This window comes from Sphingomonas sp. CFBP 13720 (genome assembly GCF_014842075.1).
In the GTDB taxonomy this organism is placed as follows: domain Bacteria; phylum Pseudomonadota; class Alphaproteobacteria; order Sphingomonadales; family Sphingomonadaceae; genus Sphingomonas.
The window spans coordinates 106,231-118,875 of sequence record NZ_JACYVA010000003.1 but is presented as its reverse complement, the minus strand read 5'-3'; the positions used below and the strand labels follow the sequence as shown (position 1 = coordinate 118,875).

The 12,645-nt window shown below is 67.1% G+C and carries 9 protein-coding genes; 4 read left to right on the top strand and 5 right to left on the bottom strand.

Annotated features, from left to right (window positions below; genetic code table 11):
• Nucleotides 1-12: 12 nt before the first annotated feature.
• Both IFT55_RS08165 and queF read right to left on the bottom strand, forming a co-directional pair.
• Nucleotides 13-2,280 (bottom strand): glycosyltransferase family 4 protein, encoded by a 2,268-nt coding sequence (locus tag IFT55_RS08165; protein ID WP_192090941.1) that lies wholly within the window; start codon nucleotides 2,278-2,280, stop codon nucleotides 13-15.
• Nucleotides 2,281-2,395: 115 nt separating this feature from the next.
• A complete protein-coding gene (queF, locus tag IFT55_RS08160) occupies nucleotides 2,396-2,839 on the bottom strand; it encodes a preQ(1) synthase (RefSeq protein ID WP_192090939.1) in 444 nt (147 codons plus the stop codon).
• Nucleotides 2,840-2,868: 29 nt separating this feature from the next.
• Here queF and IFT55_RS08155 point away from each other — a divergent pair, with 29 nt between their 5' ends.
• Genes IFT55_RS08155 through IFT55_RS08140 form a run of 4 tightly spaced genes read left to right on the top strand, consistent with a single transcriptional unit; the run spans nucleotide 2,869 to nucleotide 7,662 of the window.
• A complete protein-coding gene (locus IFT55_RS08155) occupies nucleotides 2,869-4,419 on the top strand; it encodes a cryptochrome/photolyase family protein (protein WP_192090937.1) in 1,551 nt (516 codons plus the stop codon).
• A gap of 56 nt (nucleotides 4,420-4,475) precedes the next feature.
• Nucleotides 4,476-5,306, top strand: a complete 831-nt coding sequence (locus IFT55_RS08150; RefSeq protein WP_192090935.1) for a sulfurtransferase — start codon at nucleotides 4,476-4,478, stop codon at nucleotides 5,304-5,306.
• Nucleotides 5,303-6,496 carry a cystathionine beta-lyase gene (gene metC, locus IFT55_RS08145; protein ID WP_192090933.1) on the top strand — a complete coding sequence of 398 codons (1,194 nt, stop codon included), beginning with the start codon at nucleotides 5,303-5,305 and terminating at the stop codon, nucleotides 6,494-6,496. Before IFT55_RS08150 ends, metC begins: the two co-directional genes overlap by 4 nt.
• 44 nt (nucleotides 6,497-6,540) lie before the next feature.
• Nucleotides 6,541-7,662, top strand: a complete 1,122-nt coding sequence (locus IFT55_RS08140; RefSeq protein WP_249403731.1) for a GNAT family N-acetyltransferase — start codon at nucleotides 6,541-6,543, stop codon at nucleotides 7,660-7,662.
• Between the two features lie 3 nt (nucleotides 7,663-7,665).
• Here the strand turns inward: IFT55_RS08140 and IFT55_RS08135 are convergent, their stop codons facing one another.
• From IFT55_RS08135 to IFT55_RS08125, 3 genes are read right to left on the bottom strand one after another with little or no spacing between them, the layout of a single operon-like run.
• Nucleotides 7,666-9,297 (bottom strand): hypothetical protein, encoded by a 1,632-nt coding sequence (locus tag IFT55_RS08135; RefSeq protein WP_249403703.1) that lies wholly within the window; start codon nucleotides 9,295-9,297, stop codon nucleotides 7,666-7,668.
• 18 nt (nucleotides 9,298-9,315) lie between these two features.
• Nucleotides 9,316-11,124, bottom strand: coding sequence for a hypothetical protein (locus IFT55_RS08130; RefSeq protein ID WP_192090930.1), 1,809 nt, complete (start codon nucleotides 11,122-11,124; stop codon nucleotides 9,316-9,318).
• Nucleotides 11,121-12,641, bottom strand: a complete 1,521-nt coding sequence (locus IFT55_RS08125) for an NAD(P)/FAD-dependent oxidoreductase (RefSeq protein ID WP_192090928.1) — start codon at nucleotides 12,639-12,641, stop codon at nucleotides 11,121-11,123. Before IFT55_RS08125 ends, IFT55_RS08130 begins: the two co-directional genes overlap by 4 nt.
• Nucleotides 12,642-12,645 lie beyond the last annotated feature (4 nt).

Genomic DNA, 12,645 nt, shown 5'->3' with positions numbered 1-12,645 from the left:
GCCGAAGCCCGATCAGGCCACGGCGCGGCGCGGGTCTGCCACGGAAGCGCGCTTCTTTGAAAGAGCGGAAATGGCACAGGATGCCAGTTGCAGCGCCAGAATCGACTCTGCGCCCTGATTGCGGTTCAGTCCGGTGGGCATCAGCCCGTCGAAACACCCGCCATCGGCAATCGTCGCGAGCGGCAGGTCGAGATCGTTCGCACCCAGATACCAGTTATACGCCTTGCTCGCCTCGTCGCTCCAACGCGAATCGCGGGTTGCCTCGAATGCCGCGACACAGGCTTCGACGGTCGCTTGCGCTTCCAGCGGCTGCTGGTCGAACGGCAACGGTTCGGCATAGGGGCGACCAAAGCTCTCGGTGCCGACCGCGCGAAAGCGACCTTCCGGGGACGTCTGGCGACCGACGATCCAGTCGAGCGTGTCCAGCCCGATGCGAAGGAAGTCGTCCCGCTTCAATGCCACACCGGCACGGATCATCGCTTCGGGCAGGCGCGCATTGTCATAGGCGAGCACGATTTCGAACCAGCGCCATTCCGGCCGGCGCGACGCATCGAGCAGCGCGACCAGTTCGGTGCCGAACCGCGTCGCGATCTCCATCGACAAGGTATGACCCGGCGCGACGTCGAGAAATGTGACCGCGCCCAGCATCGCAAAGGCGCGCGCACGCGGGCTGCCCAGATCGAGCGCGATCGACGCCGTCATCTCGTACATCGAGATCGCCCAGTCGCGATGCTTGCGCGACCGCGCATCGCGCGCGGTGATCGCCAGCGCCCACAGCGTGCGACCGTTCGAATCCTCCGACCCTTCGTCCTCGCACCATGTCCGGTCGAAATTCATGAAATTCCGGAACCGGCGCCGGTCGGGATTCCACGCGAACTGAAGGAACGACGCATAGATCGTCGTCCATTTGTCGCGCAGCACCTCGTCCAGCGGGTCGATCTTCGCCATCAGGATCAGCGCGCGGGCGTTGTCGTCGATGCAATAGCCGTGACGCCGGTCGGGCACCGAATAGATCGAATGCTGCAACATGCCGGTGGCATCGCTCATCCGCTCGACCGCCGCGAAATCGGGGGTCAGCGCGGTCAGGTCGTGCTGCGCACGCATGCGGCGGGGTCGGGCATCGATCGCGCCAGCCACCTCCGTCAACGCGGCCTCGGCAAGGCACGGCCACAACATCGTACGGCCACGGGCATAGGCGCGCCGGGCCAGCCGATTGCGCCGGTCGTCGTTGCCGAGCAGGTCGACCAGCTCGCGGGCGAAACCGGCCGAATCGCCGAAGTCGACCAGCACGCCGTGATCGTCGGCAAGGATCTCGGTCGCATGGACGTACGGGGTCGATACCACCACCTTGCCCACACCGACGGCATAGGACAGCGTGCCCGACGTGATCTGCGCCGGATTGCTGTACGGCGTGACGTACAGGTCGGCCGCCTGAAGATAGTCGAGCAGTTCGGCCTGTTCGACGAAGCCGTCGATGAAGCGGACATTGTCGGCGACACCCAGCCGAGCGGCCTGTGCCTTCAACCGGTCGCGATACGCCTCGCCTTCATGCGCCACCAGATGCGGGTGCGTCGCGCCCAGCACGACGTACAGCGCGCGGGGATGGGCGGCGGCGACGGCGGGCATCGCCTCGATCATCGTCTCGATACCCTTGTTCGGTGCAAGCAGACCGAACGTCAGGATGACCTCGCGATCCGCCCAGCCGAAGGCGGGTTTCATCGACGCCGGATCGGCGAACGGGCGGTCGGGAACGCCGTGGGGGATCGTCACGATCTTGCGTGCATCGGTGCCATGGACGCGCATCAGGATCTCGCGACCCTTGTCCGCCATCACGATCACCTTCGTCGCACGGCGCAGCAGCGCTTCGAGAACGCGACGCTGGTCGCTGTTCGGCGTTTCGAGAATGGTGTGCAGCGTGATGAGCAGCGGCACGTTCACCCGGTCGAGCAGCGCGAGCAGATGTTCGCCCGCCGACCCGCCATAGATGCCGTATTCATGCTGTACCCACACCGCCTGCGCGCCGCTGGCCTCGATCCGGCGGGCGGCATCGAGATAGGCGATGCGGTCGTCCTGCGGGATCGAATGGGTGACTTCGGGCGGATATTCGTACGACCCGGGCCGATCGTCCATCGCATAGACGTCGACGGCAAGATCGGGATACCGATCCTGCAACGCATAATAGGTATCGGTCGTAAACGTCGCCAACCCACATTTGCGGGGGAGGAAATTGCCGATCAGCGCAATGCGATCAAGACGTTCCAGAGCGACGGTACGATCCATGTATTTCCCTCTGCGATGCAGCAATGCGGCCGGACTGGCTAGCCCGCTGCAAGATAAACACCTGATGTCCCAAAAAGTTGCACTTTTGTGCGGCGCGGCGGGGAACCTTTGGGGATCACCCCCGCCCGCGATATCCCGGCACGCCCTGATCGGGCACCCACACCCCGGCGGGTGCGACGCCCGACTGCCAGAACACGTCGATCGGAATGCCGCCGCGCGGATACCAGTATCCGCCGATGCGCAACCAGACCGGCTGCATTTCCGCCACCAGCCTTTCGGCGATGCCGACCGTACAATCCTCGTGGAACGCGGCATGGTTGCGGAAGCTGCCGAGGAACAGTTTCAGCGACTTCGATTCCACGATCGTCGCGGCGGGCACGTAATCGATCACCAGATGCGCGAAATCGGGCTGGCCGGTCACCGGGCACAACGACGTGAATTCGGGCGCGGTGAAGCGCACCAGATAGGGCGACGAACGCGGATTGGGAACATAATCCAGTTCGGCGGTTTGCGGGTCGGCGGGCAGCGCGCTGTGCTGGCCAAGATATTTCGGGTCCATGCGGACTATTTAGGGAAGGCGGCACGCGAATGGAACGGGTGCTGATCCCGGTGCTGGGCGACCAGTTGTCGATGGGGCTGTCGTCGCTGGACGACGCCGATCCGGCCGAGACGACGATCCTGATGATGGAGGTGGTCGAGGAGGCGACCTATGTCCGGCATCATCCGCGCAAGATCGCGTTCCTGTTCGCGGCGATGCGCCATCATGCCGCCGCGTTGCGCGATGCCGGGTGGCAGGTCGATTACGTCGCGCTCGACGATCCCGACAATGCAGGCAGCTTTACCGGCGAGATCGCGCGTGCGATCGGGCGGCACGATCCGGCACGGATCGTCGTGACCGAAGCGGGCGAATGGCGCGTGCGCGGGATGCTCGAATCATGGGAAACGATCTTCGGCGTGCCGGTCGAGATCCGTGCCGACACCCGGTTCCTGTGCGGCCATGCGGAGTTCGAGGCATGGGCATCGAACCGCCGCGAGTTGCGCATGGAGTTCTTCTATCGTGAAATGCGGCGCAAGACGCGGCTGCTGATGGACGGCGACAAGCCGGTCGGCGGCCAATGGAATTTCGACCGCGAGAACCGCAAGCCCGCGAAGCGCGACCTGATGATGCCGCGCCCGCTGTCCTTCGCCCCCGATGCGGCGACGCGCGACGTGATCGCACTGGTCGCCGACCGGTTCGGCGGGCATGCCGGGTCGCTCGACGGGTTCGACTTCGCCGTCACGCGCGACGACGCGCTGCGTCAGCAGGAAGCGTTCCTGAAATATGCGCTGGCGGGGTTCGGCGACAATCAGGACGCGATGCTGACCGGCGAACCCTATCTGTGGCACGCCGTCCTGTCGCCCTACATCAACGCCGGGCTGCTCGACCCGCTCGACCTGTGCCGCGCGGTCGAGGCCCGCTATGTCGCGGGCAAGGTGCCGATCAACGCGGCGGAAGGCTTCATTCGCCAGATCATCGGGTGGCGCGAATTCGTCCGTGGCATCTATTGGCGCGAAGGGCCAGACTATGTCACCCGCAACTATCTGGATGCGAAGCGCGATCTGCCCGGCTTCTACTGGACCGGCGACACCGACATGCATTGCCTGGGCCAAGCGATCGGCCAGACGCTGGACCATGCCTATGCCCATCATATCCAGCGGTTGATGGTCACCGGCAATTTCGCGCTGTTGATCGGGGCGGAACCGCAACAGGTCCATCGCTGGTATCTCGAAGTCTATGCCGACGCCTATGAATGGGTCGAGCTGCCCAATACGCTGGGGATGAGCCAGTTCGGCGATGGCGGGCTGCTGGGGTCGAAGCCCTATGCGTCGTCGGGCGCCTATATCGATCGCATGTCGGATTATTGCGGGTCGTGCCGCTATGACGTGAAACAGCGTACCGGGCCGGACGCCTGTCCGTTCAACGCGCTGTACTGGGACTTCCTGATCCGCAACCGCGACAAGCTGGGCGGCATCCACCGCATGGGCATGCCGTACCGGACATGGGACAAGATGACGGCGGAGGTGCAGACCACGTTGCGCGGACAGGCGGCGGGGTTCCTTGCCCGACTGGACGCGATGCCGCGCTACGACGACGAGTAGCGCGGGGCGCATCACGCCTCTGGAGCCGTCCGGCGATCCGGCCTAAGTCCGCAGGCATGGAATCGCTCGTCTCCACCGCATGGCTCGCCGACCGGCTCGGTCGTACCGGCCTCGTCGTCCTCGACGCGACCTATGTCGCGGTCCAGCCCGATCCGCCACGCGACGAGGCGGCCGAATTCGCAGCCGCGCATATCCCCGGCGCACGCTTCCTCGATCTGCGCGCGCTGTCGTCGGGTCAGGCGACGTCCTTGCCCGATGGCGTGACCTTTGCCGCGCGGATCGGGGCGCTGGGCATCGGCACGGACGACGCCATCATTCTCTACGACAATTCCCCGCATCGCACGGCGGCGCGGGCGTGGTGGCTGTTCCGGCTGTTCGCGCCCGATCAGCCGGTGGCGATCCTCGATGGCGGACTGGCGAAATGGCGCGCGGACGGCCTGCCGGTCGACGCAGGCGACGCGCCCGTCGCGCCGACGCGGTTCGAAGCCGACCCCGACCTGTCGGCGGTGCGGACCAAGGCGATGGTGCAGGCGAACCTGACGATCGGCACCGAACAGCTGGTCGACGCGCGTTCGCCCGCCCGCTTTTCGGGGACCGAACCCGATCCGCGCGGCCTGCCGTCCGGCCACATCCCCGGCAGCGTCAACCTCCCCTATGCCCGTTTCTTCCGCGACGACGGCACGTGGCAGCCGCGCGACAAGCTCGCCGGACTGTTCGCCGGCGCCGGGATCGATCTCGACCGTCCGGTCGCCGCCACCTGCGGGTCGGGCATCACCGCCGCCGTGCCCGCTTTCGCGCTCCATCTGCTGGGTCGCAGCCCCGCGCTGTACGACGGCAGCTGGACCGAATGGGCCGCCGATCCCGCCACGCCGAAAGTATTGCCATGACCGAATCCGACCAGCCGCAATCGCCCGCCACGCGCGTCGTCACCGGCGGTCGCCGCGCCGAATGGACCGGCGGCGTCGTCAACGTGCCGGTGTGGCGCGCTTCGACGATCCTGTACGATTCGGTCGCGCATCTGCGCGCGACCGGGGCGGCGGACACGCATCACACGCTGTTCTACGGACGGCGCGGCACGCCCACCCAATGGTCGCTGGCCGATGCGCTGACACAGTTGGAACCGGGGGCGTTCGCGACGCTGCTCTATCCATCGGGCGTGTCGGCAGTGACCACCGCGCTGCTGGCGTATCTGTCGCCCGGCGATCACCTGCTGCTGCCCGACAGCGCATACGATCCGACGCGCCACTTCGCCACCGGCATGCTGGCGCGGATGGGGATCGCCACGACCTTCTACGATCCGACGATCGGGGCGGGCATCGCCGATCTGATGACGCCGCAGACGCGGGTGCTGTTCATGGAAAGCCCCGGCAGCCTGACGTTCGAGGTGCAGGACGTGCCGACGATGACCGCCGTTGCGCGTGCGCGCGGCATCACCACGCTGCTCGACAATACATGGGCCACGCCGCTGCTGTTCCCCGCGATGGCGCACGGGGTCGATGTGACGATCATGGCGTGCACCAAATATGTCGTCGGCCATTCCGACGCGATGCTGGGGTCGGCGACGGCGGTCGAATCGCATTGGGGCCGATTGCGCGACGCGACCTATCAACTGGGGCTGCACGTCGGTCCCGACGATGCCGCACTGGGCGCGCGCGGTTTGCGCACCATGGCCGTCCGCCTGAAACAACATGGCGAGAGTTCGATCCGTATCGCACGCTGGCTGGAACAGCAGCCGGGCGTCGCCCGCGTGCTGCACCCCGCCTTGCCCGGCTGCCCCGGCCACGACCTGTTCGTGCGCGACTTTCGCGGCAGTGCCGGGCTGTTCGCCTTCGTGCTCGACGGCGGCAGCGATGCGGCGCGCAGCGCACTGATCGATGGGCTGGCGCTGTTCGGCATCGGCTATAGCTGGGGCGGGTTCGAAAGCCTTGCCGTGCCGATCGATCCGCAACGCTATCGCACCGCCACCCGCTGGCAGGCGGAAGGGCCGCTGATCCGGTTGCAGATCGGGTTGGAGGATGCCGACGACCTGATCGCGGACCTCGACGCCGGGCTGGCGCGGTTCCGCGCGCTGGCATGAGGTAGCGGACGGGGCGACTACCTCCTATGTTGCCGGTCGTGACCATGACCGCCCGCATCGCCCAGGGCGTCCGCGCCGTTCCCGCCGACCATTGGGATGCGTGCGCCGGCACCGGCAATCCGTTCCTGCGCCATGCCTTTCTGGCGGCGCTGGAAGAATCGGGCAGTGTCGGCGGGCGCTCGGGTTGGCAATCGCTGCCGATCATCGTCGACGACGATGCCGGCATTCCCGCTGCGATCGCCCCCGCTTATGCCAAGGCGCACAGCCAGGGCGAATATGTCTTCGACCATGCATGGGCCGATGCGTGGCAACAGGCGGGCGGCGATTATTATCCCAAGCTTCAGATCGCGGTGCCGTTCACCCCGGTGCCCGGTCCCCGGCTGTTGCTGCGCGATGCGGCACACGCTCCCGCGCTGATCGCGGCGATCGAGGCGGTCGTGGTGCAAAGCGGCCTGTCGTCGGCGCACGCGACCTTCCTGCCCGACGCGCAGTTGCCGGCGTTCGAGGCGGCCGGCTGGCTGATGCGGTCGGGGACGCAGTTCCACTGGGCCAATCGCGGCTATGCCGATTTCGACGCGTTTCTGGGCGATCTCGCCAGCCGCAAGCGCAAGGCGATCCGCAAGGAACGCGCCGCCGCGCTCGACGGGCTGACCGTCCGCCATCTGACCGGACGCGAAATCCGGGCGGAGCATTGGGATGCGTTCTGGCAATTCTATCAGGATACCGGCAGCCGCAAATGGGGCCGGCCGTATCTGACACGCAGCTTCTTTCCGATGCTGTCCGACGCGCTGGGCGACGACGTCCTGCTGATCCTCGCGGAACGTGACGGGCGGCCGATCGCGGGTGCGCTCAACCTGATCGGCGACGATGCGTTGTACGGGCGCTACTGGGGATCGGTGGAGGAGGTGCCGTTCCTCCATTTCGAGCTGTGCTATTATCAGGCGATCGATGCCGCCATCGCGCGTGGGCTGCAACGGGTGGAGGCGGGCGCGCAGGGCGAGCACAAGCTGGCGCGCGGCTATGTGCCGGTCACGACATGGTCGGCGCATTACCTGCCCGATCCGGGCTTTCGCGCGGCGGTAGCGGAATTCCTGACGCGCGAGCGTGAGGCGGTGGCGCACGAGCAGGAATATCTGGGCGAACTGGCCCCCTTCCGCCGGGGATAGGGGTCAGGTCCGGCGCAGGATCGCCGGTCGCCGCTTCGGCCGCGCGAACGGACGGTTGCCAAGGTCGGACCATGTCAGCGACGGACGCGGCACGCGGTGGTCGATGCGGAACAGCGCGCTGCGGCCATTGCGCCATACCGGGATCAACCCCTGTTCCAGCCGCCGGTCATAGGCGGGCGGGCGGATCAGCCAGACGTAATCGAACGCCTCGCGCGGGAATTTGTACAGCGCGCCCGCGATCGGCCGCCAATACTCGCGCGGGCATTTGACGTCGGTCACGATTTCGGACGGATCGTGCGCGAACCCCTTTGCCGCGGTATAGCGGACCGTCAGCAACTGGCCGCCCGCCATCGACCATTGATCGTTGGCATAGGCCAGCCGCCGTTCGAGCGCGATGCCGGGCAGATGCTGCAATCGCGTCATCTTCCATTCGTTGTAACAGGTTTCGCCGACGAACGTGATCAGCCGCGCCCCGATCGGCAGATGGTCCAGCGCCTGCAACTCGCGGTCGTAATCGCGGTCGTACAGCAGGAAGCTGGCGGTGGTGGCACCGATCCGTCCGACGAAGATCGCCATCCCGATCGCCGCCAGCGTCGCCGCGTGGCGCATCGATACGCCGGGCTTGGGACGCAGCGCGATCAGGCAGATGCCGAACAGATACGGCACCAGCCGCATGTCGGCATAGGCGGACCCGAACACGATGCGCGGCAGAAAGATATAGACCGCGATCAGGAACAGCGCCGACAGCCCCAGATTGCGCGAATAGCCGATGTTGGGATCGCGCACGCCCTTGAACAGCACGAGGTAGAAGACCGCGACCGACCCTAGATCATATAGCTGCCACCGGTCGCGCAGCGTCATGGTCAGCCACAGCATCTTCGCGCGCCAGTTGAACCAGTCGGCGGTCTGCCCCCCGACATGCCCGCCCGACCGCCACAGCAGCATCAGGATCGCGGGCGGGGCAAGGACCAGACAGTGGAGGCCGGCATGGACGGCGGCGGCGAACCAGTTCTTGCGCCGGTCATGCTCGCGGATCAGTTCCGCCGATGCCGCCAGCACGCCCAGCGTGCCCCAGCCGAACGTATGCGTCAGCCAGATCAGCGCCCCGATCGGCACGAACAGCACGCCGCGCAGCACGAACCGCTCCTGCCGCCCCAGCCGCAGCCACAGCGCGAACGCGTTGAGCGCCAACGCCATCGACAGCGCGAAATTGGCGAAGCCGAAATGCAGCGGGAAACTATAGACGATCGGCAGCGCGAACAGCGCGGTGGCCGGAATGCGCCCATGCACCTCGCGCGCGATCCACAGCAACCCCACGGCAGTCAGCGGCGGGATCGCCAGCGCGATCAGCTTGACCGTGGGTTCGAGACCGAACAGCGGCTCGAATAGCCATACCAACAGGTCGACGCCCAGATTGCCGATCAGGCTCCAGTCGAAATTATACCAGTCGGCGAACCACGGCGCCTGTCCGGTGCCCGCCATCTGCTGCACGCGATACCGGCCCATATGGCCGGGCAGGTCGAGCAGCGGCGGAATATCCGGCCACAACAGCGGCACGGCCGACAGCAACGCCACGATCGCAACGAACCACCGCGTCTGCCACCAATGAAGCCGTTGCTGCGTGGAATGGTCCATATCCCCTGTCCTTAGGGTCTATTCCCGCGCGCTCGCAAGAGGGGGCGTAACCCGCCATGCCAATAGTGGTGAGCCGGGGATAGGCACGGGGCGCAGCCAGTCGAACCGTTCTCCGCTTTCCAGCCGTGCCCATAATCCGTGCGGGGCTTCGGTCGCCAGGTTCACATTGTCGGGATTGCCGGGGCAGCCGATGATGTAATCCACGCCATAGCTGCGGATCGCCCCCTGCGCGCGTTCCGGTGACGCCATCAGGCTGGCAAGGACGAACCGCATCCGCGCGAGGTTGCGGTGATGGCCGCTCGCGATCGGGCGCAGGTCGGTGAACAGGACGATGTCGGGGCTGATGTCGAGCGGTGCCAGCACTACCGACCCCGCCGTCAGGACACGCAACGCGCGGTAATCGGGCCGTTTCAGGCAATAGGGATGGCGGCCGTCGCGGTAGCGGGCGGGGATCGTCGCCTGCGCGCCGCCTGGGATGCCTAACGCCAGTACCAGTTCGGAACCGAGCGCTCCGACCGCCGCCAGCGCAAGCAGCGCGGCGAGCGCCGCCGTCCGCCGCACGGGGGGGGCGATCGTGCGGGCGATGCGCAACCGGCGTTCGATGAACGTCGCCATTGCCGGGATCGCCAGCGCGTTCGCCAGCGCGCCGGCCCGCAACACTAGCGCCGCGCACAGGGTTGCCCCGACGAGCAGGCCGAACAGGACCGCCCGGCGGGTGCCGGTCGGGCCGTTGCTCGCGCTGCGCCATTCGCGGATCGTCGCGAAGATCGACAGCACGGGCAGCGCGAAGGTCGCGATCGCGACCGGTGGACTTTGCCGCCACACCGGCAGCCCTTCGGCGACATTGTCGAACCACACGCGGCGGGTGAGCGGGTCGAGGTCGCCGAACGGTCCGCCCGCGCAGTCGCGCACCAGCACGACCATCGCCACCAGCGTGGCCATCCCCGCCACCGCCAGCCATGTGAACCGGTGCAGCGGAACCCGCGCGGGGAGCAGCGTGGCGGCAAGGATACCGCACGACGCGGTCGCGACGACGCCCAGCCACGCGGGCGACACCGCGTCGCAGGCGGGCGCGAACATCGCCGGTCCGCGCGTCGCGACGTGGAGCAGCGCCAGCCCGGTGACCAGCGTCGCCGCCTGTACCCGCAGCGCCCGGCGGGCCGCAGGCGCGGCGACCCACAACAGGCCGCCGGCGGCGAGCGTCAGCAGGGCGAACGGAAATCCTTCGAACGAGATCGAGACCAGCACCGCCGCCGCGATGCCCGCGACCGCGCCGGCCGCCGCGCCGCGCAGGCAGGTCAGCGCCCATGCGGCGCACAGGGCCGCGACGACCTGCCACCCGTGATGGTCGATGCGCAACGGCTGGATCTGTGCGATCAGCGGCGCGGTCAGCGGCACCATCAGCATCGCCAGCCCGGCGGTCGCGCGGTCCGAGACGTGCCGCGTGATCGTGCCGACCAGCGCCATCACCGCCAGCAGCGTGAGCAGCGGCACCAGCACCACCGCGATCCGTTCGGCCGCGACCGCGCCGAGCAGCGGCCGGAGCGGCAGCATGGCGGCAGCAAGCGGAATATCGACGAGGCGGGACCAGTGCATCACCTGTCCCGCGCCGGAAAAACCATGCTGGCCGACGTCCCACCAGCTTTGCCCCGCCAGCCACGCACGTACTTCGAGCAGGCGCAGCGTATCGTCGGGGTCGGGCATCTGCAGCCGGGCGATCCGGTCCGCCGCCATTAGCGTCAGAACGCACGCCGCCAGCGCCCATGACACCAGCAGCGGGCGCGTCAACCCGGCGTCCGGCGCGTCCCGCCGCGCCGGGGCGATCACGCCGCGGCCCGGATCGCCGTCGGCACCGCACGCATGCTGGCCAACGCGGCCTGTTCGCCCTCGCGGCCCGATTCGTGATATTCGGCGTCCTCGTTGACCTGCCAAACGTCGTGGATGCGCGCGCCGGCGAGGATGTTGCGGACGGTCAGCATCGCCGTCATCATCGCGTGATCCTGGTTGTTGTAGCGGTGCATGCCGTTGCGCCCGACCATGTGCAGCGTCGGAAAACGCGTTTCGAGTTCGGTGCGCAGCGCATCGACGCGTTCGGCATAGCCTTCGTCATAGACCGGGTACGCCTTGGGCTGGCGCACCACCGCACCGCCGACGACGTCAGCAGCATCGACCAGCCCCAGCACCGCCAGTTCGCGGGTTGCCAGCGCGACGAGATCGTCGTCGCTGCTTGCCCACAGCCCGTCGCCTTCGAAACAGAAATATTCTAGGCCGACACAGGCAATGTCGGGGTCGGGGACCATTTCGGGCGACCAACTGCGGAAATTCTGGACGCGCCCGACCTTCACCCGGTTGTCGTGGATGTAGATCCAGTTGTCGGGAAACAGGTCGGTCGACCGGATCATCAGCGCGACCGTCAGGAAATCGCGATAGCGCAGGCCGCCGGCTTCGGGCAGCGTCGCGGGTAGCGGATGGATGCGCGAAGCAAGTTCGCGCAGCGGCGCCGACGAGATCACATGCCGTGCGGCGATGATGCGCGTCGATCCGTCGGCGCGGTCGGTCGCGGCCATCCGCCAGCGATCCGATGCCGCGTCATGTTCGAGCGTGCGCAGGGCATGGCCCATCAGTACGTGGTTGCCGCCCGCCACGACATGGTCGCGCGCCGCTTCCCACATCATTCCCGGCCCCTTGCGCGGATAGCGGAAGCTTTCGAGCAGCGTCTTGGCCGCCATGCCATCGTTCGGCTTGCGGTTCAGGCCCAGCGACCGCTTCAGTCCGTCGAGCACTGCCGCGCCAAGGCTAAGCCCCTTGATCCGCTGCGCCGCCCAGTCCGCCGACATGGTGTCGCACGGCATGCCCCACACCTTTTCGGTATAGGTCTTGAAGAAGATCGAATACAGCTTGTGCCCGAACTGGTTGACGACCCAGTCCTCGAACGACACGACCTTGCGACGCGGCAACAGCTTCGCCTTGGCATAGCTTGCCATGCACAGGGCGGAGGTCACGATACCAAGATTGCCGAGCGCCTCGAACGCGCGCAGCGGATAGCTGTAGAACCGCCCGCCGTAGAAGATGCGGCTCATCCGCGGACGGTCGATGAAGTCGTCGGGCAGGATCTCGTTCCACAACGCGACGACTTCCTGCGATTTCGAAAAGAAGCGGTGGCCACCGATGTCGAAGCGGAAACCGTCATGTTCGACGGTACGGCTGATCCCGCCGACATAGCGCGGGTCCTGTTCGATCACCGTGACGCTCAGCCCGGCCTTCGTCAGCAGATAGGCGGCGGTGAGACCGGCCGGTCCGGCACCCACGATCGCCACATCCACGTTTTCGCTCGCCACCCGCATGTCC

Coding starts and splice junctions, on each gene's coding strand:
- IFT55_RS08165 (WP_192090941.1), bottom strand. CDS start 2,280: ATGGATCGTACCGTCGCTCTGGAACGTCTTGATCGCATTGCGCTGATC.
- queF (WP_192090939.1), bottom strand. CDS start 2,839: ATGGACCCGAAATATCTTGGCCAGCACAGCGCGCTGCCCGCCGACCCG.
- IFT55_RS08155 (WP_192090937.1), top strand. CDS start 2,869: ATGGAACGGGTGCTGATCCCGGTGCTGGGCGACCAGTTGTCGATGGGG.
- IFT55_RS08150 (WP_192090935.1), top strand. CDS start 4,476: ATGGAATCGCTCGTCTCCACCGCATGGCTCGCCGACCGGCTCGGTCGT.
- metC (WP_192090933.1), top strand. CDS start 5,303: ATGACCGAATCCGACCAGCCGCAATCGCCCGCCACGCGCGTCGTCACC.
- IFT55_RS08140 (WP_249403731.1), top strand. CDS start 6,541: ATGACCGCCCGCATCGCCCAGGGCGTCCGCGCCGTTCCCGCCGACCAT.
- IFT55_RS08135 (WP_249403703.1), bottom strand. CDS start 9,297: ATGGACCATTCCACGCAGCAACGGCTTCATTGGTGGCAGACGCGGTGG.
- IFT55_RS08125 (WP_192090928.1), bottom strand. CDS start 12,641: ATGCGGGTGGCGAGCGAAAACGTGGATGTGGCGATCGTGGGTGCCGGA.